General features: G+C 71.0%; 18 protein-coding genes, 1 tRNA gene and 1 pseudogene. 12 read left to right on the top strand and 8 right to left on the bottom strand.

Features of this window, described 5'->3' with window-relative positions; all coding sequences use genetic code 11:
• Window positions 1–133: 133 nt before the first annotated feature.
• Window positions 134–2,884, bottom strand: a complete 2,751-nt coding sequence (aceE, locus tag A6F73_RS09810) for a pyruvate dehydrogenase (acetyl-transferring), homodimeric type (RefSeq protein ID WP_063347442.1) — start codon at window positions 2,882–2,884, stop codon at window positions 134–136.
• 517 nt (window positions 2,885–3,401) lie between these two features.
• On the opposite strand from aceE, the gene A6F73_RS09805 reads away from it, so the two are divergent.
• The 5 genes from A6F73_RS09805 to A6F73_RS09785 all read left to right on the top strand — a co-directional run bounded on the left by A6F73_RS09805 (window position 3,402) and on the right by A6F73_RS09785 (window position 7,488).
• Window positions 3,402–3,842: a DUF3052 domain-containing protein gene (locus tag A6F73_RS09805; RefSeq protein ID WP_063347441.1), complete on the top strand. Its 441-nt coding sequence runs from the start codon at window positions 3,402–3,404 to the stop codon at window positions 3,840–3,842.
• 291 nt (window positions 3,843–4,133) lie between these two features.
• A complete protein-coding gene (locus A6F73_RS09800) occupies window positions 4,134–4,592 on the top strand; it encodes a peroxiredoxin (protein WP_063351080.1) in 459 nt (152 codons plus the stop codon).
• A gap of 208 nt (window positions 4,593–4,800) precedes the next feature.
• The gene (locus A6F73_RS09795) at window positions 4,801–5,376 is read left to right on the top strand and encodes a TerD family protein (RefSeq protein ID WP_063347440.1); all 576 of its coding nucleotides are present in this window, start codon (window positions 4,801–4,803) and stop codon (window positions 5,374–5,376) included.
• Between the two features lie 272 nt (window positions 5,377–5,648).
• Window positions 5,649–6,227: a TerD family protein gene (locus A6F73_RS09790; protein ID WP_063347439.1), complete on the top strand. Its 579-nt coding sequence runs from the start codon at window positions 5,649–5,651 to the stop codon at window positions 6,225–6,227.
• Window positions 6,228–6,384: 157 nt separating this feature from the next.
• On the top strand, window positions 6,385–7,488 hold the full coding sequence (locus A6F73_RS09785) for a DUF475 domain-containing protein (protein ID WP_063347438.1): 1,104 nt from the start codon (window positions 6,385–6,387) through the stop codon (window positions 7,486–7,488).
• 70 nt (window positions 7,489–7,558) lie between these two features.
• On the opposite strand, the gene A6F73_RS09780 is transcribed toward A6F73_RS09785, so the two are convergent.
• Window positions 7,559–8,728 (bottom strand): DUF2637 domain-containing protein, encoded by a 1,170-nt coding sequence (locus A6F73_RS09780; RefSeq protein ID WP_063347437.1) that lies wholly within the window; start codon window positions 8,726–8,728, stop codon window positions 7,559–7,561.
• 373 nt (window positions 8,729–9,101) lie between these two features.
• On the opposite strand from A6F73_RS09780, the gene A6F73_RS09775 reads away from it, so the two are divergent.
• Complete coding sequence (locus A6F73_RS09775) at window positions 9,102–9,848, top strand: hypothetical protein (RefSeq protein ID WP_063347436.1); 747 nt, start codon at window positions 9,102–9,104, stop codon at window positions 9,846–9,848.
• A 109-nt stretch (window positions 9,849–9,957) separates the two neighbouring features.
• Here the strand turns inward: A6F73_RS09775 and A6F73_RS09770 are convergent, their stop codons facing one another.
• A complete protein-coding gene (locus A6F73_RS09770; protein ID WP_063347435.1) occupies window positions 9,958–11,145 on the bottom strand; it encodes a TerD family protein in 1,188 nt (395 codons plus the stop codon).
• A gap of 373 nt (window positions 11,146–11,518) precedes the next feature.
• On the opposite strand from A6F73_RS09770, the gene A6F73_RS09765 reads away from it, so the two are divergent.
• The 3 genes from A6F73_RS09765 to A6F73_RS09755 all read left to right on the top strand — a co-directional run bounded on the left by A6F73_RS09765 (window position 11,519) and on the right by A6F73_RS09755 (window position 16,178).
• Window positions 11,519–12,715 (top strand): HpcH/HpaI aldolase/citrate lyase family protein, encoded by a 1,197-nt coding sequence (locus A6F73_RS09765; RefSeq protein WP_063347434.1) that lies wholly within the window; start codon window positions 11,519–11,521, stop codon window positions 12,713–12,715.
• 131 nt (window positions 12,716–12,846) lie between these two features.
• On the top strand, window positions 12,847–15,321 hold the full coding sequence (locus A6F73_RS09760; protein ID WP_063347433.1) for a phosphoribosyltransferase: 2,475 nt from the start codon (window positions 12,847–12,849) through the stop codon (window positions 15,319–15,321).
• Window positions 15,321–16,178, top strand: a complete 858-nt coding sequence (locus A6F73_RS09755) for a hypothetical protein (RefSeq protein WP_063347432.1) — start codon at window positions 15,321–15,323, stop codon at window positions 16,176–16,178. The genes A6F73_RS09760 and A6F73_RS09755 overlap by 1 nt, the downstream gene beginning before the upstream one ends.
• Window positions 16,179–16,194: 16 nt before the next feature.
• Here the strand turns inward: A6F73_RS09755 and A6F73_RS09750 are convergent, their stop codons facing one another.
• On the bottom strand, window positions 16,195–16,425 hold the full coding sequence (locus A6F73_RS09750; protein ID WP_063347431.1) for a zinc ribbon domain-containing protein: 231 nt from the start codon (window positions 16,423–16,425) through the stop codon (window positions 16,195–16,197).
• A 122-nt stretch (window positions 16,426–16,547) separates the two neighbouring features.
• Complete coding sequence (locus A6F73_RS09745; RefSeq protein ID WP_107452856.1) at window positions 16,548–17,915, bottom strand: hypothetical protein; 1,368 nt, start codon at window positions 17,913–17,915, stop codon at window positions 16,548–16,550.
• Between the two features lie 162 nt (window positions 17,916–18,077).
• Between A6F73_RS09745 and A6F73_RS09740 the strand changes: the two genes are divergently transcribed.
• A tRNA-Val gene (locus A6F73_RS09740) sits at window positions 18,078–18,152 on the top strand.
• An 88-nt stretch (window positions 18,153–18,240) separates the two neighbouring features.
• Here the strand turns inward: A6F73_RS09740 and A6F73_RS39210 are convergent.
• Window positions 18,241–18,877 (bottom strand): annotated as a pseudogene (locus A6F73_RS39210) (site-specific integrase); the annotation flags it as partial.
• Here A6F73_RS39210 and A6F73_RS43005 point away from each other — a divergent pair.
• Window positions 18,877–19,029, top strand: a complete 153-nt coding sequence (locus tag A6F73_RS43005; RefSeq protein ID WP_244293752.1) for a hypothetical protein — start codon at window positions 18,877–18,879, stop codon at window positions 19,027–19,029. The pseudogene A6F73_RS39210 and the gene A6F73_RS43005 overlap by 1 nt on opposite strands.
• Window positions 19,030–19,233: 204 nt before the next feature.
• Here the strand turns inward: A6F73_RS43005 and A6F73_RS39205 are convergent, their stop codons facing one another.
• Both A6F73_RS39205 and A6F73_RS09735 read right to left on the bottom strand, forming a co-directional pair.
• Complete coding sequence (locus tag A6F73_RS39205; RefSeq protein ID WP_159398416.1) at window positions 19,234–20,490, bottom strand: HNH endonuclease signature motif containing protein; 1,257 nt, start codon at window positions 20,488–20,490, stop codon at window positions 19,234–19,236.
• A 255-nt stretch (window positions 20,491–20,745) separates the two neighbouring features.
• Window positions 20,746–21,123, bottom strand: a complete 378-nt coding sequence (locus tag A6F73_RS09735) for a hypothetical protein (protein ID WP_159398415.1) — start codon at window positions 21,121–21,123, stop codon at window positions 20,746–20,748.
• A gap of 349 nt (window positions 21,124–21,472) precedes the next feature.
• On the opposite strand from A6F73_RS09735, the gene A6F73_RS09730 reads away from it, so the two are divergent.
• Window positions 21,473–21,703, top strand: coding sequence for a hypothetical protein (locus A6F73_RS09730; RefSeq protein WP_063347429.1), 231 nt, complete (start codon window positions 21,473–21,475; stop codon window positions 21,701–21,703).
• Window positions 21,704–21,804 lie beyond the last annotated feature (101 nt).

The following is a 21,804-nucleotide window of genomic DNA, read 5'->3' as shown; positions in this document are numbered from 1 at the left end:
TCGACCGAGTCCGGGGCCGCTGCGTGCCGTCATCCGCGCCGCGGGCGGGTGGGACTGCCCGGGTGCACCCGGGGACGCCGAAGGGCCGGACCTCCGTGCTCGGAGGCCCGGCCCTTCAGTGTCTAGCGGGTGATCAGGCGTCGCCGCCGGCGGCGCCCGGGTCGGCCGCGGCCACGTCGAGCAGCTGGTAGCGGTCGATCGCGTCCTTCAGCGCGCTGCGGTCGATCTTGCCCTGCTTGGCGAGCTCGGTGAGCACCGCCAGGACGACCGACTGCGGGTCGATGTGGAAGAAGCGACGGGCCGCACCGCGGGTGTCGGCGAAGCCGAACCCGTCGGCACCCAGCGACTGGTACTGGCCGGGCACCCAGCGGGAGATCTGGTCCGGCACCGCGCGCATCCAGTCGGACACGGCGACGACCGGGCCCTCGGCACCCTGGAGCTTCTGGGTGACGTACGGCACGCGCTGCTGCTCCTCGGGGTGCAGCAGGTTGAACTCCTCGGCCTCCACCGCGTCGCGGCGCAGCTCGTTCCAGGAGGTCGCGGACCAGACGTCGGCCTTGACGTTCCACTCCTCGGCGAGGATGCGCTGGGCCTCCAGGGCCCATGGCACGGCCACGCCGGAGGCGAGGATCTGGGCCGGGATCTGGCCGGCGGTGCCCGGCGCGTACCTGTGCAGACCCTTGAGGATGCCCTCGACGTCCACGTTCTCGGGCTCGGCCGGCATCTTGATCGGCTCGTTGTAGACGGTCATGTAGTAGAACACGTCCTCGCCGTGCGGGTGCTCGGCACTGGTGCCGTACATCCGCCGCAGACCGTCCTGGACGATGTGCGCGATCTCGAAGCCGTACGCCGGGTCGTACGCGACGACGCCGGGGTTGGTCGAGGCCAGCAGCTGCGAGTGGCCGTCGGCGTGCTGGAGGCCCTCGCCGGTCAGCGTGGTGCGGCCGGCGGTGGCGCCGATCACGAAGCCGCGGGCCAGCTGGTCGGCCATCTGCCAGAACTGGTCGCCGGTGCGCTGGAACCCGAACATCGAGTAGAAGACGTACACCGGGATCAGCGGCTCGCCGTGGGTGGCGTAGGAGGAGCCGGCGGCGATCAGCGAGGCGGTGCAGCCGGCCTCGGAGATGCCGTCGTGCAGCATCTGGCCGGTCGGCGACTCCTTGTAGGCCAGCAGCAGGTCGCGGTCGACCGACTCGTAGGTCTGGCCGAGCGGGTTGTAGATCTTCGCCGACGGGAAGAGCGAGTCCATGCCGAAGGTGCGGTACTCGTCGGGCGCGATCGGCACGAAGCGGTTGCCGATGCCCTTGTCCCGCATGAGGTCCTTGAGCACCCGGACGAACGCCATGGTGGTGGCGATGGTCTGGTTGCCGGAGCCCTTCTTGACCGCCTTGTACGCGTCGTCGCCGGGCAGTTCCAGCTGACGCGGGCGCACCTTGCGGGTCGGCACGTAGCCGCCCAGCTCGCTGCGGCGGTCGTGCATGTACTGGATCTCTTCCGAGTCGCGGCCCGGGTGGTAGTAGGGCGGGTAGCCCTCGTCGAGCTGCTTGTCGGTGATCGGCAGGTGCAGCCGGTCGCGGAAGCGCTTCAGGTCCTCGACCGTCAGCTTCTTCATCTGGTGGGTGGCGTTGCGGCCCTCGAAGTTGGGGCCGAGCGTCCAGCCCTTGACCGTCTGGGCGAGGATGACCGTCGGCTGGCCCTGGTGCTCGCGGGCCGCCTTGAACGCCGCGTAGATCTTCTTGTGGTCGTGGCCGCCGCGACCCAGGTGCTGGACCTGCTGGTCGGTCATGCTCTCGACCATCTTGCGCAGGCGCAGGTCGCTGCCGAAGAAGTGCTCGCGGATGTACTGGCCGGTCTCGGTGGCGTAGGTCTGGAACTGGCCGTCCACCGTGGTGTTCAGCTTGTTGACCAGGACGCCGTCGCGGTCCTGCGCGAGCAGCGGGTCCCAGCTGCGGTCCCAGACCAGCTTGATCACGTTCCAGCCGGCGCCCCGGAACTGGGACTCCAGCTCCTGGATGATCTTGCCGTTGCCGCGGACCGGGCCGTCCAGGCGCTGCAGGTTGCAGTTGACCACGAAGGTCAGGTTGTCGAGGCCCTCGCGCGCGGCCAGCGACAGCTGGCCCAGCGACTCCGGCTCGTCCATCTCGCCGTCGCCGAGGAAGGCGTAGACCTGCGAGTCGGAGGTGTCCTTGATCCCGCGGTGCTCCAGGTAGCGGTTCATCCGGGCCTGGTAGATCGCGCCGAGCGGGCCGAGGCCCATGGACACGGTCGGGAACTCCCAGAAGTCCGGCATCAGCCGCGGGTGCGGGTAGCTGGAGAGGCCGTACGGGGCCTTCGACTTCTCCTGGCGGAACGCGTCGAGCTGCTGCTCGGACAGTCGGTCCAGCAGGAACGCGCGGGCGTAGATGCCGGGGGAGGCGTGGCCCTGGAAGAAGATCTGGTCGCCGGACTCGCCCTCGGCGTCCTTGCCGCGGAAGAAGTAGTTGAAGCCGACGTCGTACAGCGACGCGGAGGAGGCGAAGGTGGCGATGTGCCCGCCCACGCCGATGCCCGGGCGCTGCGCCCGGGAGACCATCACGGCCGCGTTCCAGCGGGTCGCGTTGAGGATCTTGCGCTCGATCTCCTCGTTGCCGGGGAAGAACGGCTCGTCCTTGGTCGCGATGGTGTTGACGTAGTCCGTGCTGCGCATCTCGGGCACGGCGACACGCTTCTCGCGGGCGCGCTCGATCAGGCGGAGCATCAGGTAGCGGGCGCGCTCGCGCCCCCGCTCGTCGATGGCCGCGTCAAGCGACTCCAGCCATTCCGCGGTCTCCTCGGGATCGAAGTCCGGGACCTGACTCGGAAGGCCGCCAATGATGATCGGGTTGCGATCGGATCCGGAAGCCACGCTGTTCCTTCACTGTCGGTCGAAACTGAGGTGTGTCGCGCCGCCTCCATCGTGCTACCGCGCTCGGAGATCCGTCATCTCTACCGATCGGTAACCGTTCCGCCTGGTGGGCGGGACGGTCTGGCGGTGCGCGGTCCGGGCGACTTCGCCCGCCCCGCACACCCCCGGGTGCTACGTACAGAGGTGGTCCGACCTGGTGTCCCGTCCGCCCGATGGCGGGCGGCCGGGGTGAGGGCCAACAGGAGACTCTACGCCCGCGCACGCGCGGACCCGAATGCCGTTCGTATCTCGGGCATCCGTACGCCCTGTGGGCCGGGACCACCCGAAGCATCCTTGTCTCATGCAGAGAAGGGCAAATCGGTGTGATTCCCGACACATCGAACGGCGTGTCCCCGCTGTGGCACGTCAACCTTTGGGGGGGATCGGGGGTCGGGTACTTGCGCGAACCGCCGCGCCCGTGTGGACTACGGCCACAGCCTCGGCATGGATGCCGGGCCGAATACTGGAGGTTATTCCCGTGAGCGCGACCGCGGACCCCGCGGACAAGTCCAACCCGGCGACCCGTCTCGGCTTCGAAGAAGGCCAGATCATCCAGGAGCTGGGGTACGACGACGACACTGACCAGGATCTCCGCGAAGGCATCGAGGAGCTCACCGGGACGGATCTCGTCGACGAGGACTACGACGACGTCGCCGACGCCGTTCTGCTGTGGCACCGCGACGACGACGGGGACCTCACCGACTCCCTCGTCGATGCCTTGGAGTACCTGGCCGAGGGCGGTCTGATCTGGCTGCTGACGCCCAAGACCGGGCGTGACGGCCACGTCGAGGCGTCCGACATCGCGGACGCGGCCCGCACCGCCGGTCTCTCCCAGACCAGCTCGATCGCGGTCGCCAAGGACTGGGCGGCCACCCGGCTCGCCACCAAGTCCACGGCCAAGCCGGGCGGCAAGCGCTGAGCGGGCTCTGAGGCCCCGCACCGGGCCCCGCTGGAGGATCCCTCCAGCGGGGCCCGATCGTTTTCCGGGGTCCGGAACCGGGGGCGGCGCCCGCCCGTGTCATCACGGAGCGTGTTCACCCGGGGTCGCGTCGGCCTCGGAGCCGGCCCGGAAACGCGTTCGCCCAGGGCGAAAGCGGTGAAGCGTGCGGGTGCCGCCCTCATCCATTCGGCGGAACGTGCCCGAACGGATGCGAGGATGGCGCTGGCCGCGCCGCCCGCGCGGCACGGTCGCGTCAGAAAGGTCACGTCCATGGCCATCGAGGTCGGCACCGAGGCTCCGGACTTCGAGCTCAACAACCAGCACGGCGAAGCGGTCCGCCTCTCCGACTTCCGGGGCGAGCGGAACGTCGTCCTGGTCTTCTACCCGTTCTCCTTCACCGGCGTCTGCACCGGCGAGCTCGGCGCCATCCAGCGGGAGCTGGCGCAGCTGCAGAACGACCGGGTCCAGGTGCTCGGCGTCTCCTGCGACTCGCAGTTCACCCAGCGCGTCTTCGCCGACCGCGAGGGCCTGGAGTTCCCGCTGCTGGCCGACTTCTGGCCGCACGGCGAGGTCGCCCGCGCCTACGGCGTCCTCGACGAGCGGAAGGGCTGCCCCGTGCGCGGCACCTTCGTGATCGACACGGCGGGCACGGTGCGCTGGAGCGTCGTCAACGACCTCCCGGACGCCCGGGACGAGCAGGAGTACCTGAAGGCCCTCGGCGCCCTCTGAGGCCCCGCGTGGAGGCCCGTGGCGGTGGCCGCGGGCCCCGTCCCGCGAACTTCGAACAGCCGCGCCGGGCCCGTTCGCACGTCCGGACGGGAACCGCGCACTACGCTCGGTCCGTTGGTCGGGTGGGGCACGTGAGCCGCTCGCCGGCCGGCGCCTCGAACCGCACCACGGGGGCACCAGGGCGTGCCTCCCGATTCTTGGAGGACAAGTGGGTGTCAGCCTGAGCAAGGGCGGCAATGTCTCGCTCACCAAGGAGGCCCCGGGGCTTTCGGCCGTGGTCGTCGGCCTGGGCTGGGACGTCCGGACCACCACCGGGACGGACTTCGACCTGGACGCCAGCGCGCTGCTCTGCAACGAGCAGGGCAAGGTCGCCTCGGACGGGAACTTCGTCTTCTTCAACAACCTGAAGAGCGCGGACGGCTCCGTCGAGCACACCGGTGACAACCGCACCGGCGAGGGCGAGGGCGACGACGAGGCGATCAAGGTCAACCTGGCCGGCGTCCCGGCGGACGTGCAGAAGATCGTCTTCCCGGTCTCGATCTACGACGCCGAGAGCCGCGGGCAGAACTTCGGCCAGGTGCGCAACGCGTTCATCCGCGTGGTGAACCAGGCCGACAACGCGGAGCTGGCCCGCTACGACCTCTCCGAGGACGCCTCCACCGAGACCGCGATGGTCTTCGGCGAGCTGTACCGCAACGGCGCCGAGTGGAAGTTCCGGGCCATCGGCCAGGGCTACGCCTCCGGCCTGCGCGGCATCGCCCAGGACTTCGGCGTCAACGTCTGACCGGACGACACCGGGCGACACGACACGACACGACACGACACGACACGACACGACACGGCGCCGGACGGCGGCCGGTCGCCCGGCGCGGGAGCCTTGTACGGGGCGGCCCCGGACCTTCAGAGGTCCGGGGCCGCCCCGGCTTCGTGCCGGCTCCGTGCGCTGCGAGGATGTGAGTTCAGGAAGTTCAGCCGGCCAAACGGGGCCGGCCCGGGCCGTGGGGGACTACACCTTGTAGGCGCGCCCCGGGAGAAGGCAAGGGAGGAAGAACAGTCATGGTGGTCACGCTCGCCAAGGGCGGGAACGTCTCGCTCACCAAGGCCGCGCCGAACCTGACGCAGGTCCAGATCGGCCTCGGCTGGTCCGCCCGTTCGACCACGGGCGCACCGTTCGACCTCGATGCGAGCGCCCTGATCTGTGGTGGCGGCCGGGTGCTCGGTGACGAGTACTTCGTCTTCTACAACAACCTCAAGAGCCCCGAGGGCTCGGTCGAGCACACCGGTGACAACCTCACCGGCGGCGAGGACGACGGCGACGACGAGGTGGTCCTGGTCAACCTGGACCTGGTGCCGGCGCAGGCGGACAAGGTGGTCTTCGCGGTGTCGATCTACGACGCCGAGGCGCGGCTGCAGAACTTCGGGCAGGTCCGCAACGCCTACATCCGGGTCGCCAACTCCCTCGACGGCCAGGAGATCGCCCGTTACGACCTGTCCGAGGACGCGTCCAGCGAGACCGCGATGATCTTCGGCGAGCTGTACCGCTACGCGGGCGAGTGGAAGTTCCGCGCGGTGGGCCAGGGCTATGCCTCCGGCCTGCGCGGCATCGCCCTCGACTTCGGCGTAAACGTACAGTAAGGGCGAAAAGGCGAAAATCAGAACAATCGCACCCAACCTACGATCATGAGAACAGAAGGCAGTGCGGGGGTGACCTGACCGGGCCCGGCCCGGTCAGGGCGTCTCGGGACGAGGCCGCCCCCGGCACGGCCCGAAACCCGAAAGGTAACCAAGTCCCGTGTTCCTCCGCACTTTCGGCTGGTCGTTCGCGATCACCGTCCTAGGCCTGATCGCGGCCGGACTGCTCTGGGGGGCCCAAGGATTCGGCATCGTGCTGATCCTCTCCATCCTGGAGATCTCCCTGTCGTTCGACAACGCGGTGGTCAACGCCACGGTGTTGAAGCGGATGAACCCGTACTGGCAGAAGATCTTCCTGACCGTCGGCGTGCTCATCGCCGTCTTCGGCATGCGGCTGGTCTTCCCGCTGCTGGTGGTCGGCCTCACCGCGAAGCTCAACCCCGCGACGGTCATCGACCTCGCGCTGCACTCCAACGCGACGCACGACGGCCTGACCTACGGCCAGTACCTGGAGGCGGCCAACCCCGCCATCGCGGCCTTCGGCGGCGTCTTCCTGCTCATGATCTTCCTCGACTTCGTGTTCGACGACGAGAAGGAGCACAACTGGCTGGGCTGGATCGAGCGCCCGCTGGAGAAGGTCGGCAAGCTGGACGCCTTCTCCAGCGTCGTCGCACTGGTCGTGCTGGTGCTGGCCTCCAACTTCTTCGCCGGGGAGCACGCTGAAACCGTTCTGCTCGCCGGTGTCCTCGGCCTGATCACCTACCTCGTGGTCGGCGGCCTCTCCTCGATCTTCGAATCGGGTCTGGAGGAGGACGCCGAGCGCGAGGAGGCGGCAGAGAGGTCCGGCAAGTCGATCCTCCAGGTCGGCGGCAAGGCCGCGTTCTTCCTCTTCCTCTACCTGGAGGTCCTGGACGCCTCGTTCTCCTTCGACGGCGTGGTCGGCGCGTTCGCCATCTCCAGCGACATCTTCCAGATCACCCTGGGCCTGGGCATCGGCGCGATGTACATCCGCTCGCTGACCGTCTTCCTGGTCCGCAAGGGCACCCTGGACGACTACGTCTACCTGGAGCACGGCGCGCACTACGCGATCGGCGCGCTCTCGGTGATCCTGCTGGTCGGGATCAAGTACCACATCCCGGAGATCGTCACCGGCCTGATCGGCGTCGCCTTCATCGGGCTGGCGCTCGGCTCGTCGATCCTGCGCAACCGGCGCGAGGGCGCGCAGGACGAACCGGAACTGGTGGGTACGAGTACCGGCGAGTAGTCCGCCGGGTACGCGAAACGGCCGCCTCCGGGAATCCGGGGGCGGCCGTTTCGCGTCGCGGTGCGCCCGCTCAGCCGAGCTGCTGCTCGATTGCGCGCAGCTTGCGCTCCAGCGAGTCCAGCTTGGGCATCGACAGGGTGTCGTCGTCGGCCGTCAGGTCGATGGCCGAGCTGCGGTAGGACGAGCCCGAGGCCGATCCGACGGACGAGGACGAGGAGTAGGACGAGGAGTAGGACGAGGACGAGGAGGACGCCGAGGAGGACGGCGCGTACGACGAGCCGACGGCGGCACGCGGGCGGCGGCCGGCGTCCAGCGCGGCCGGCTCCAGCGGGCCCGAGGCGGCCTGGTACGAGGAGGCGGTGTCCGACTCGGCGGCTAGGGCAGGCTCCGTAGCGGTCTGGCCGTCGCCGGCAGCCGTGAGCGCGGGCACCTGGCGGCCGCCGCGGGCCCGGGCGAGCATGCCGCCCTGGCGGGAGATGGCCTTCAGCTCGGCCCGCTCGCGGCGGTCGGCCGTGCGGGCCCGCACCTTGGCGTCCAGCTTGGCCTGGCGCTCCTCGCGCACCTCCTCGACCGCCTCGTCCAGGCTGCGGACGTTCTCCAGCAGCATCAGCGACCAGGCCGCGTAGGTCTCGCGCGGGGCGCGCAGCCAGCGGACGATCCGGATCTGCGGCAGCGGGCGCGGCACGAGCCCCTGCTCGCGCAGCGCGGCCTTGCGGGTCTGCTTCAGCGCGCGGTCGAACAGGATCGCCGCCGAGATCGACATGCCGGAGAAGAACTGCGGGGCGCCGTCGTGCGTCACGCCGCGCGGCGCGTGCACCCAGTTGAACCAGGCCGAGGCGATCGCGAACACCCAGACCAGCAGGCGGGAGCCGAGCGCGGCGTCACCGTGGCTGGCCTCGCGCACGGCGAGCACCGAGCAGAACATCGCGGCGCCGTCGAGGCCGAACGGGACGAGGTACTCCCAGCCGCCGGACAGCCCCAGGTTCTCCTTGCCGAAGCCCACCAGGCCGTGGAAGGACAGCGCGGCCGCGACACCGGCGCAGCAGAACAGCAGCGTGTAGGAGGAGATGCCGTAGATCATCTCCTTGCGCCGCCGACGCTCCTCGCTGCGCTCCCAGGAGTCGCCGGCCTCTTCCTTCTTCGTGTTCTTGAAACGCAGCGTCGCCAGCAGGACGGCGACGAACAGCAGGGCTGCGCCGCCGACGACGGTCCAGACCAGCTGTATGGAGGTCAGGTTCATTGCGGGTCGGGCCTCGGGTTTCCGCAGGGGACGGGTTCACAGAGCGACACAGGCGGTCAGCTCCCGGTACTCGGGGAGCGCCTGACGATTCGTTCGTCGCCGCACGGCGTACCCGCCGCACCCGCGCAGGGGCGGACGGGACACCTGTGCGGCTAGACGATATCGCGTCCGAAGGGGCGGCATGTTACGGGAGGGGGGCTTCCTCCCGCCAATCGACCCGCCGACCGCTCCACTCGTCGACCCGGCGGTGAGCGCCGGGGGGCCCGACGGGGTAGGGGAGGGGGAGGTTTGGGTATCCGAGGGCCGGGCTGATGCCCGATCATGGAGCGGCGGACCGTCAGATCGCCTGACGGGAGCAGGGGGAGAGGGCGGGATGGTCTCGATCTGGGAGTACCTGCGCGGGGAGCGGAACTACACCTTCGACAACCCGGGCGGTCAGCACAAGGTCATACTCACCAAGTCGACCCCGCAGCACGCGATCACCGGGGCCGCGGCCACCACCGGCTACCTCTACGTCAACCTGCACTGGACCACCCGCTCCGGGGCCGTCCGGCCCAGTGCCCGGGAACGCGCCAAGCGCCTCTTCAGTCCCCGCATCCTGCGCCCGCTGGAGCCGGACTCGGTGCAGAACGAGCAGGTCAACGTCGACCTCGACCTGGCGTGCATGTACGAACTGTCCGACGGGAGCAGCGGCGTGGTGCAGCCGCTCGGCGGCTACTTCGGCGACCTCCGGCAACCGCCGTACATCAAGCTCAGCGGCGACGACCAGTACGGGGCGCCGTCCGGCGAGACGATGTACGTCAACCTGGAGAAGAAGGACAAGTTCAAACGGCTGCTGATCTTCGTCTACATCTACGACGGCACGCCGGCCTTCGAGCAGTCCCACGCGGTGGTGACGATCGTGCCGCAGACCGGGCCACGGATCGAGATCAAGCTGGACGAACGGGCCCGGGCGGCGCGCTCGTGCGCGGTGGTGCTGATCGAGAACGCGGGGGACAACCAGCTGACGGTGCGCCGTGAGGTGCGGTACGTCAACGGGTTCCAGGCGGACATCGACCGGCTGTACGGGTTCGGGCTGCAGTGGCAGCGCGGGTACAAGAGCCAGGGCGGCTCCGACTAGACCCTGTCCGGCCCGGCCCGGCCCGGCCCGGCCCTGTCCGGCCCTGTCCGGCCTCGGCCCTGTTCGGTCCGGTCGGAGCCGGGCGGCGGTCATGCCCTGCGCAGGCCGATCAGCGGGGCTGGAACTGCGGGCCCTGCGGCGGCAGGGCGAACTCCTCGCCGGTGGGCGGCTGGGCCGGTGCCTGGGCCTGGGCCGGTGGTTGCGCGGGGGCCTGGGCCGGCGGCTGCTGGCCGGTGCCGGCGTGCGGGTAGCCGTAGCTGCCGGGGTGCTGCTGCGGGGCGGGCTGCTGCTGGTGCGGGTAGCCGTAGCCGGTGCCCTGCTGCTGCGGGTACGGCTGGGGGGTCGGCTGCGGGTACCCGTAGCCGGTACCGGGCTGCTGCTGCGGATAGCCGTAGCCGGTGCCGGGCGGCTGCTGGGGCTGCGGCTGGTGCGGGTAGCCGTACCCGGTGCCGGGCTGGTGGGTCGGGGGTGCGGGCGGGGCCGGCGCAGTGGCCGGGGGAACGGCGGGCGGCGCGGTCGGCGGGGGCGGCACCGCGCCGGTGGCGGCCGCGGCGGGCTGCTGCTGGGGCCGGCCCTGGGGGGTGGCCGACGGCTGTGGGACGGCCGGGGCCAGGGTGAAGGTGCCGGGCTCGGGCGGGGCGGTCGGGCGCGGGGCGGGCAGCGGGGTGCTGCGGGGGTCGACGGCGGCGGTGGGGGTGACGGTGGGGGTGGCCGTCGAGGCCGCCGCCGGGGCCGCGTCGGCCTCCGCCTCGTCGTCGACGGTGATGCCGAAGTCGGTGGCCAGGCCGATCAGGCCGGAGGTGTAGCCCTGGCCGATCGCCCGGAACTTCCAGGCGCCGGAGCGCCGGTACAGCTCGCCCGCGACCAGGGCGGTGACGTTCTCGCCGTCGGAGATCGCGAACTCGGCGAGTGCGGGCGCGCCGTCCCCGGCCGTGGCGTCGAAGAGCAGCAGGCGCAGCCCGGGCACCGTGCGGAAGGAGCCGCCCTCGGAGGAGCCGGCCAGCACCACTCGGTCGACGTCGGCGGGCAGCTTGGCGAGTTCGACCTCGATCGTGTCGATGATCTCGGCGCCGCCGGAGGTCTGCTGCTTGGGCAGGTGGCGCACCAGGCCGGAGGGGTGCCGCGGCTGGTTGTAGAAGACGAAGTCGGCATCCGAACGGACCTTGCCGGTGGCGCCGAGCAGCAGCGCGGACGCGTCCACGTCCGGCGCACCGGGCGTGGCGCTCCAGCGCAGCACGGCGCGGACCGCCGCAGCCGGCAGTGCGATGTTGGCGCCCTTGGCCATCACGTGCGTCATAGCCGACCATCCTGCCCGTTCGCCACCCCTTCGGACAACGTGACCGGGACCGTCGGAACCGGGTCGGACTTTGCCAAGACTTGCGCTTGCCGGGGGTTTGCCGGTGCTCGACCGGTGATCGGTGATCTGGACGGCGATGTTCCGGGAGTTCAGTGCCGAGGAACCGGGGACGGCCGGAATCCGTCCGTACGATGGGCGGTCCAAGGGCCCGCCGGGGTCGGGCGGAGGGGGGCCCGCCGGCGTCCGGCCGGGAACCACGGAGCCCCGTGGACCGGTTAACCATGGTGTCGCACCGCTGGATCGCGGTGTCGTCCCGCGCCGCCGCACGCCCCGGCAACGGACCGGCGGCCGTCAAACCTCTGAGGAGAGCACCTTGCGCCATTTCGGCCACCTCGCCGACGACGTACGCGGTCGCCTCTTCCTCGAACCGCCCCGGCCGTTCACCGCGCGGAGCGAGGCCGCGGTGCTGGCCACCGCCCTCGGCGGCACCCTCTACAGCCCCGCCACCCGGCCCGCGCTGGCCGCCGACATCCGCAAACAGGCTGCTCGGGGCGTGGTGTCGATGGTGCTCTGCCTGGAGGACGCGATCGCCGACCACGAGGTGGACGCGGGGGAGCGGAACCTGATCGAGCAGTTGAATGACCTGGTCAGGGATTTCACCGGCTGCACACAAAGCCACCCCCTGCTCTTCATCAGAGTTCGAGCCGCCTCCCAGATCCTCGACCTGGCCGAGCGGCTCGGGCCGGCCGTCGAGCTGCTGAGCGGGTTCGTCCTGCCGAAGTTCACCACGCAGACCGGCGGCGCATACCTGGCCGCCCTGGCCGCCGCCGAGGCCGCCACCGGGCGCCGGCTGTTCGCCATGCCCGTCCTGGAGTCACCCGAACTCGCCCACCTGGAGACCAGGCGCCAGCAGCTCTTCGGCATCGCCGACCTGCTCGCCGGGCACCGGGAGCGAGTGCTCGCCGTCCGCCTCGGCGTGACCGACCTCTGCTCCGCGTACGGCCTGCGCCGCTCGCCCGACCTCACCGCGTACGACGTCGCCCTGGTCTCGGCGGTGATCGGCGACGTGGTCAACGTGCTCGGCCGGGCGGACGGCACCGGGTACACCGTCACCGGTCCGGTCTGGGAGTACTTCCCGGTCCAGGAGCGGATGTTCAAGCCGCAGCTGCGCCGCACGCCGTTCGCCGAGGCCCCCGGGACGGCCCGGGCCTCCGGCGAGGAGGTCCGCCGGCGGATCATCGAGCACGACCTGGACGGGCTGATCCGGGAGGTCGAGCTCGACCGGGCCAACGGCCTGCTCGGCAAGACCTGCATCCACCCCAGCCACGTCCCCGCCGTGCACGCCCTCTCCGTGGTCACGCACGAGGAGTACTGCGACGCCCGGGACATCCTCCGGCAGGAGCAGGACGGCGGCGGGGTCCTGCGCTCGGCGTACACCAACAAGATGAACGAGGCCCGGCCGCACCGGGCCTGGGCGGAGCGGGTGCTGCTGCGGGCGGAGGTGTTCGGGGTGGCCCGGGAGGACGTGAGCTTCGCGGAACTGCTCGCGGCCTGCCTGTGCGGGGAGTGAGGGGGCTGAGGGGGCTGTCCGCAGCCGGCCTGAACGGCCCGACCGATCCGACCTATCCGACTGATCCGAAGACCGCACCACCGCACCATGCGAAGACCGCACCACCGCACCATGCGAAGGCAGGACCAGCAGTGACAGCACAGCAGACGTGGACCGGCCGTTGGGTCGCCGACCGGGCCGGCATCGCCCTGACCGGATCGGACCGCCTCCCCGAACTCGTGGGCCTGGCCCTGCGTTCCCAGAACCCGAAGCGCGCCCACCTGCTGGTCTCCACCGTGCTCGGCAAGCACGTCCCGCAGCGGCCCGCGGTCGTCCACGGCGTCGGGCTCGAACTCGGCCGGCAGGTCCGCGAGTTGCTCGGCGACGAGGCCGCCGCGCGGGCCGTCGTCCTCGGCTACGCGGAGACGGCCACCGGCCTCGGCCACAGCGTCGCCGACGGCCTCGACGCCCCGTACCTGCACTCCACCCGCCGCCCGGTGCCCGGCGTGCCCCCGCTCGGCGGCTTCGAGGAGGAGCACTCGCACGCCACCTCGCACCTGCTGCTCCCCGCCGATCCCGAACTCCTCACCGGTGACGGCCCGTTGGTGCTGGTCGACGACGAGTTCTCGACCGGCCGCACGGTCCTCAACACCATCCGTGAACTGCACGCCCGCCACCCCCGCGACCACTACGTCGTCGTCGCCCTGGTCGACCTGCGCTCCACCGCCGACCGCCGCCGGCTCGCCGACACCGCCGCCGAACTCGGCGTCCGGCTCGACCTGGTGGCCACCGCCAGCGGCGCCGTCCAGCTGCCCGCCGACGTCCTGGACCGCGCCGAGCGGCTGATAGCCGAGGCCGCCCCCGCCCCCGCCGCACCCCCCGGAACGCCCGCACCGCTCGCCCGGGTCGACCTGGACTGGCCCGCCGGGCTCCCCGACGGCGGTCGGCACGGGTTCACCGCCCGCGACCGCGCCCGACTGGACGCCGCCCTGCCCCGCCTGGCCGGACAGCTGGCCGACGCACTGCCCGCCACGGCGCGGCGCGTGCTGGTCCTCGGCTTCGAGGAGCTGATGTACGCCCCGCTGCGGCTGGCCGGCACACTCGCCGACCGGCTGGGCGGCGACCGCGTCCGCTACTCCACCACCACCCGCTCGCCCGTCCTCGCCGTGGACGACCCCGGCTACGCCATCCGCACCCGCCTCGCCTTCCCCGCCCACGACGACCCGCAGGACGACGCGTCGCGCGAGCGCTACGCCTACAACGTCGCCCCCGGCAGCGACCCGGCCCGCCGCTTCGACGCGGTCGTTCTGGTGGTCGACGACGTCGCCGACACCCCCGCCCTGCGCGAGGGCGAGCGCGCCCTGCTCGGCCAGCTGCGGCAGGTCACCGACCAGGTGGTGCTCGCGGTGCTGCCCTCCCACCGGCCGGTCCGGCTGCCGTCCCACCAGCCGTCCCATCGGCCGCCCCACGGGCCTTCCCGACTGCCGTCCCCGTTGTACGGCCCGGCGTTCTCCTCCTACCGGCCCGACGAGGTGGCCTGGCTGCTCAAGGACCTCTCCGGCGTCCCGCTCGAAGCCCCCACCGAGGAGCGCGAGGAGGCCGTCCAGAACGGCGGCGCGCACTACGCCGAGTCGCTGCCGGTCGAGTACCAGCCCAGCCCCGAGTACCAGGAGCTGTTCCACCAGGCACTGCGCGCCTCCGCCCGCCGCATCGCGCTCGCCGCCGGCACCGTCGCCGAGACCCTGCTGCGCGAGCGCGGCCCCGGCCTGGTGCTCGCCTCGCTGGCCCGGGCCGGCACGCCCGTCGGCATCCTGATCCGCCGCTGGCTCGCCCACGCCCACGGCCTCGACACCCCGCACTACGCCGTCTCCATCGTCCGCGGCCGCGGCATCGACCCGGTCGCCCTGCGCTACCTGGCCGCCCACCACCGCGCCGGCGACGTCGTGTTCGTCGACGGCTGGACCGGCAAGGGCGCGATCACCCGCGAACTCGCCGAGGCCCTGGCCGGCACCGGCTTCGACCCGGACCTCGCCGTCCTCGCCGACCCCGGCCGCTGCGCGCGCACCTACGGCACCCGGGACGACTTCCTGATCCCCTCCGCCTGCCTCAACTCCACCGTCTCCGGCCTGGTCTCGCGCACCGTGCTGCGGCCCGGTCTGATCGGCCCGGACGACTTCCACGGCGCCAAGCACTACGCCGAACTGGCCGGCGCGGACGTCTCCGCCGCCTTCCTCGACACCGTGGCCGACCACTTCGACGCCGTCCGCCCGGAGGCCGTCGCCGCCGCCGACCGGCTGTCCACCGCCCCGGACCGCACGCCCGACTGGGCCGGCTGGGCCGCCGTCGAACGGATCAGCACCGAGTACGGCATCGACAGCGTCAACCTGGTCAAGCCCGGCGTCGGCGAGACCACCCGGGTGCTGCTGCGCCGCGTCCCCTGGCGGGTCCTCGCCCGGCGCGGCGCCGGTGCCGACCTCGACCACGTCCGGCTGCTCGCCGCCCAGCGCGGCGTCGAGGTCGAGGAGGTGGACGGCCTGCCGTACTCCTGCGTCGGCCTCATCCACCCCCGCTACAGTCGGGGAGCGACCGGGGCCTCCGGTAGGACCGTTGTGGTGAAGGAGTCCTGATGAACGCCGATGTCCTCGTCGCCAGCGACCTCGACCGGACGCTCGTCTACTCCAACCGGGCCCTCGCCCTGGACGTCCCCGACCGGCTCGCGCCCCGGCTGCTCTCCGTCGAGGTGCACGACGGCAAGGCGCTCTCGTTCATGACCGAACAGGCCGCCGCGCTGCTCGTCGAACTCGTCCGGCAGGCCTGGTTCGTCCCCGCCACCACCCGCACCCTCGCCCAGTACGAGCGGATCAACCTGCCCGGCCCGACGCCCGGTTGGGTCCCCGCGTACGCGATCTGCGGCAACGGCGGGCACCTGCTCGTCGACGGCGTGCCCGACCAGGACTGGCACACCGAGATCACCGCGCGGCTCGCCTCCGGCGCTGCCCCGCTGGAGGAGGTCGTCCGGCAGCTCGCCCTGAGCGCCGACCCGGAGTGGACGCACAAGCGCCGCGTCGCCGACGGGCTGTTCGCCTACCTCGTCGTCGAGCGCGCCGCACTGCCCGGCGGCTGGCTCGACGAGCTGACCGGCTGGTGCGCCGAACGCGGCTGGACGGTCTCGCTCCAGGGCCGCAAGGTCTACGCCGTCCCCGCGCCGCTCAGCAAGAGCGCCGCCCTCGCCGAAGCCGTCCGGCGCACCGGCGCGACCACCGTGCTCGCGGCCGGCGACTCACTGCTCGACGCCGACCTGCTGCTCGCCGCCGACGCCGCCTGGCGGCCCGGGCACGGCGAACTCGCCGACGGCGGCTGGACCGCCCCCGGCGTCACCGCCCTCGACGAGGTGGGGGTGGCGGCGGGGGAGGAGATCGTCCGGCGCTTCCTCGCCCGGGTGGCCGCCGCGTCCGGCGTGCCCGGCGCGCCCGTCGCCTCCTGAGCGGAAGCGGCAGCGGTCAGCCGCAGCAGCCGCCGCCGCAACAGCCCCCTCCGCCACCACCGTTGCCGGAGGGGGCCTGGCGCGGGGCGCCGCCCGAAGCGGAGCCGGTGACGGCGACGGCGGACAGCAGCTTCACGGTGTCCTCGTGGCCCTGCGGGCAGACGGCGGGGGCGCCGGCCTGCGCCATCGGGCGGCGGAGTTCGAAGGTGGCGCCGCAGGAGCGGCAGCGGAAGTCGTAGCGTGGCATACCGGCAGGGTACCCAGGCGGAGCCCTGCCGACGTCCTGTCGGTGCCCTGTTGGCGTCCTGCTGGTGGGTCCTACCGGCGGGCCCTACCGGTGGGCGCTGCCCGTTTCCTGCTCGGCCGGTGCTACCGGTGCCCGCCCAGATCGCCGCGGATCAGCCCGATCACCTGCGCCGCCGTCTCCCGCACGCCCGCCAGCTCGGTCAGGAAGTGCCAGTAGTCGGGGTGCCGGCCGGCCGCCTCCAGGGTGGCCACGGCCCGGTCCAGCCGCGCCACCGCCTCGTCCAGCGGGGCGGCGTGCCGCGGGTCCGGCGCGCTGCGGCCCGTCATCGCCAGCCGCTGCGCGTCGCGCAGGGCGAACCGGGCCCGCTCCACCTCCCGGTGTGGGTCGTGCTGCACCTCGTTCAGCTGCCGCAGCCGCTCGTTCACCGCGACCACCGACCCGTCCGCGGTGTCCAGCAGCGCGCGCACCGTACCGATCGCGCCCGTCGCGTCCGCCCAGCGCTGCTCGTCCCGGGCCCGGGCGGCCTCGGCGAGCTTGCGCTCCGCCGCCCGCCCGGTCTCCGCGACCTGCTCCGACACCCGCTGGAGGTCCTGCCAGCAGGCCGAGCTGAACCGGCGGCGCAGTTCGCTCAGCGCCGGCTCGACCGTCTCCGCCTTGGTCTCCAGCGCCTGGATCCGGGTCCGCAGGCTCGCCACCCGCCGGTCGATCTCCCGTGCCCGCTCCGGCAGTTGACCGGCGTCGGTCGCGATCGCCTCGGCGCGCTGCCGCACGTCGTCCGCGCGCCGCAGCGTCGGCGCCACCCCGTGCCGGGCCGGCCCCTCGTTCAGCAGCCCGAGCTCCGGCGCCAGTTCGGCCAGCCGGGCCGCCAGGTCGTCCGCCCGCAGCCCGGCGCCGCGCACCGCGTCCAGCGCGTTGCTCGCCTGGAGCAGCGCGCGCTTCGCCTGCTCCACCGCCGGGGTGACCCGCATCAGCTGCTGCTCGGCGCGCTGGAGGGCCGGCTGCAGCCGCTGGAGGAAGTCGTTCAGCTCCGCCCGGGCCGAGCCGAGCTGCCCCTTCACGTCCTCCAGCTGGCGCCGGGCCCGCGCCGCGGCGCCGGCGTCCAACGCCTCGTCGTCCAGGTTGTACGCGTCCAGCGCGCCCAGGTAGTTCACGGTGACCTGGTCCACCCGGCCGGTGATCCCCGCCAGGTCCGCCAGCGCCCGGCGGGCCGTCGCCTCGTCCTCGGCCGCCCGGACGGTCTCCACCGCCAACTGCACCTCGCGCTGCGTCGAGTCCAGCTCGTAGAACGCCTCCTGCGCGGCGTCCCGGGCCGCCTTGGCGTCCGCCCGCACACCCTCCCCGCCGCGCCGACCCCACCAGCCGCCCGTCCCGGCCGAGGCCAGCCCCAGCGCACCCAGCGCACCCGCCAGCACCACCGGCACCACCAGTGCGTCGGCCAGCGCACTCCCCGCCCGACGCCACCCCCGCCCGCTCCCGCCGGCCACCGTCACTGCGCGCTCCCTGCTCCGACCCGCTGATCCACCCCCATTCTTCCCGATCACCCCACCCCACCGGCACCCCCACCCGTCCCACTCCCCGACCACCCGCACCACAGCACCCCCCGGGACCAGGTACCCTAGGCAGTCGTCGTGCCCCCACCGGGCCACGACAGGGGGCGCGTAGCTCAGTGGTAGAGCGCTGCTCTTACAAAGCAGATGTCGGCGGTTCGAAACCGTCCGCGCCCACCAGCCCAAATGCCCCGGACCGATCATGATCCGGGGCATTTGACATCTCAGACTGACATCAGTGGCGCCGCTTGAGCAGCCGGTCCATGTTGCCGAGGATCTCCATCACCACCCGCGGCGGTACCCCGCAGGCGACGAGCAGCGTCGCGCACCCGTGCCGGGTGTTGTGCAGCCGGATGGCCGGGACCTCGGCGGCCTTGGACACCCGGACGAATGAGCGGTATAGGTTGGTCGGCTCGATCGGCCGGCTGGTGCGGGTGGTGAAGACGTACCCGGTCGGCCGCGCGCCGGGCCTCGTCCTGCCGCATCCGGTGCCAGCGCAAGGCCGACGCGCAGATTCGGGGGAGCGGGACGGGTCGGCGCTTACTGCTCTTGGTGGTGTCCTCGTACAGCTTGCCGCCGACCCGCTGGAGCTGGCGGCCCACCCACAGAACGCGGTTCTCCAGATTCACCCACGACCAACGTAGAGCGACGATCTCCCCGCGCCGCATGCCGAGCGCGATGGCCAACACGAAGGCGGCGCAGAGCGGATCGGTGCGGGCGGCCGAGAGGAAGGTGAGCGTCTGGTCGAGCGTCCACGGCTTGATCTCACGGCTCGTCCCCCGGGGCGGCGGGACGAGCGTCGAGACGTTCCGCACGATCAGCTCGTCCTGCCACGCGGCGCTCAGCGCCGAGCGGAGCACCCGGCGCGACTCCTTCGCGGTGGCGGCGCTGCGTCGACGAAGGCGTGTGCGGGGCCGGTGGCCTCGGCGAGATCGGCCAGCAATCGGCTGACCACCCCGCGCTCGCCGACGGCGGCGAGGCGATCGCCGACCTGGCCCTCCTACTCGACCAGCCCGACGTCTTCGGCCCGGTCCCCTCTGCTCCGACCACCCGGTGATTGCTGGCCGACATCGACCCGCCGGCACTCGGTGCGCTGCCCGGGAGGTCGCCCGGCTGCAGGCCGACGAGACCGGCCATGGCATCCCGGCCCCGAAGGCGGGCGGACGTGAACTGCCCGGACTGGTCCTGGACATCGACGCCACCCTCGTCACCTACAGACGTTCAAACGCGGCATGTTCGCTACGCCGGTGAAGTTCTTAGGTCACTCAAGAAACGCCTGGTGCCGGGAGCCTGCCACCACAAGGAGCTCTTTTCGGAGGCTGTGCCGGTTGGACCCGCGTGTCTTGAGTGCATGGCAGTTCGGACACAGCGCGATCATCGTCTCTGGAGTGTCTTGGCCGCCACGCCCGAGGTCATTGACGTGGTCGACCTCCAGTATGGGCAAGCCAGCGTCTGTGAGTTCTGACGGGTGCCCGAGACATGCGGGGTTTTCGCACTGACCGTCGCTGCGAAGGATTACGGCCTGCCGGGCGGCCGGTGAGCGAAGGTAGCGCTCGACCTGTGTGAGCTTCGACCGGCGGGATCGGCTAGCGGTGGTTCGATGGGCCGCCTCATTCAGCTTTCGGTACCTGTTACGGCTCTCGGTCGGGCTTTCTTCTCGATCCGGGGCCGCGGACACAGCGGGTACGTCAAGGGAATCGTCATGAAGCCACCCGTCATCCTCGTTGAGAGCGTCGACGACCTCCGCAGTCCACGTTTCACGCAGAGGCGACGGGACGGGGGCAAGAACCCACACGAACTCCCGGCGAGGTTCGCCATCCTGTCCGCGACCCCACCGCAGCCGCCGCTGGACGATCACCGCCCAGGTTTCAAAGGTCCAGTGTCCGCGGTGCGGCTTGTGCCAATAACGCAACGCCGTTTGCTGATCCTGATATTCAGCCATGGATCTATTTCCGCCAGCAAGCATTTGATCGCCCGACAAGCCGTCGCCGGTGTAGGCGATCCAGTCCATCCCAGGGATTCGCTGGTCCGCGTAGGGCCCCTTGTCGTCCGAGTAAACGGTGAGGACGCCATCAGCGAGCGGGGTGATACCGAGGACGCGGTTGCCGCCGTAGGCGTCTGCGATGACGTCTCGGTTCGAATGCGGCTCACCCGCGGTCGGGTGGAGAGACGAGTCGATGCGCCCTTCCATCAACTCCGTGAGTGAGAGAGCTTCCAACAGGCCGGCTGGTGCCGGCGTAAAGAAGCGAAGTAGCAACGTGGCGATGGCCCATGCAGCCAGCTCCGGATCCTCGACCAGTTGGTCGTAGTCCTCCTCAGACAGTCCGGCAAGGGGGTTTGCCGCGTCAAGGGCGGAAGTCTTGGGGCGGCGCCGGTCACTCGTTAGTGGGAGTTCGGCAGCTTCCGCCACCTGCCAAAGACCATTTCTTTGCAGTGCCCAGAAGGGGTACACCACGGCCCGTTCTCCGTCTGGCGCATCTGCGAACGCGGTTAGGAGCGGTGCAACGGCGGACTTCACTGCGGACCATGGTTGCTCACGGGGCTGCCCGTGCACAGCTTGGGAAATAGCCCACAGCAAGAGAATGGGCCGATGCAGAGCTTGACCAGTCCGCCTACGGGCAGGCTTCACCTTCCCGATCCGCTTGATCAAGTCCAACCTGCTGGTTCTCATTGACACCTCTCACCCAGATCTTGAAGCGGTGAAGCGGGTCTCTTCTGAGAGAAACCCGCTGGGTGGCACCGTTCCTTGGCTACATAGGCGCGGGCGGAGGGCTCAGACCTTCCTGCGCCGCGTGGCGGTCCTGCTACGCGACATGATCCGGTTAACACCGGGCACGACGACGATGGTCAGGGTCAGCACGAGGGTTGCCCACCAGGGCATCACGTCGTGACTCTCCCGAACCATGAGCAGCGCCCCTCCGGTCGGGATGACCGTGTAACCGATCATCTCGATCAGCTGACTGGCGCTGAGGGCAGGCACCTGCATCCGTCCGTGGATGTCCGGCGAGAGCTTGATCTCGACTGATGCTCCATCGCTGGGCATCTCGGCCGAAACGGGACGCTCCTGGCTCGTCCAGATCTTGACCTCAGCGCTCGCTGACGGAGCGATGAGGGTGGAGTCGCCGTACATCGCGGGATCGGTGTTTGTCACTGGGAGTCCTTCTTGGGATGCCTCAGCTAGAGATCGGCGATCTCCTGACAGGCTGCCGCATCCTCAATCGCAAGTCCCAGGCGGTAGCAGTCCGGGCTAGGGAGCCCCGGAGTGGTTGACGCCTAGAACTGGATGGACCGTCGTGGCCATCGGATTCCTTTCGTGTCAGTGATCTAACGCGCCTCCCCGCCGGCCGTAGTCGGCGGGGAGGCAGCGCTCACACTGTAACCAAAGACACCGACAGTGCACCAATCTGGTGTTGATCTGGTTCACCATCGATGCTTCATGAGATGCTGGAGCACGTTAGGCACGTCAGGTGTGCACGCTCAGTAACAGAGAGGCTGTAACAGTGACCGACTCAAAGAGTGCAGGGGCGCCGAGTGAGCGGTTCAGCATCACGTTGATTGGTGCAGCCGTTCGAGCGCTGGCTGACCTCACCTTGGCTACTGGACTTTCCAAGACCGATGCGATCAACCGGTCGGTCCAGGTCTACGGCTTCCTCGCCCAGCAGATGGCTGAGGGCAAGGAGTTGCTCCTTCGGGACAAGGATGGAGTCCTTGAGCGGGTCCACATCGTCTAGTGGGGCCTCAGTGCGCCGCGGGTCCGCGCCGAGATCGAAGAACATCGAGAACACGTCACGCCGCAGCTCCTGCGGCTGGAGCCTCCAGGGCGGCCGACTCC

Source organism: Streptomyces sp. MJM8645, from assembly GCF_001625365.1.
GTDB lineage: Bacteria > Actinomycetota > Actinomycetes > Streptomycetales > Streptomycetaceae > Kitasatospora.
Note: the sequence above shows the minus strand (reverse complement) of the source record. Positions and strands in the feature narration are given on the sequence as shown.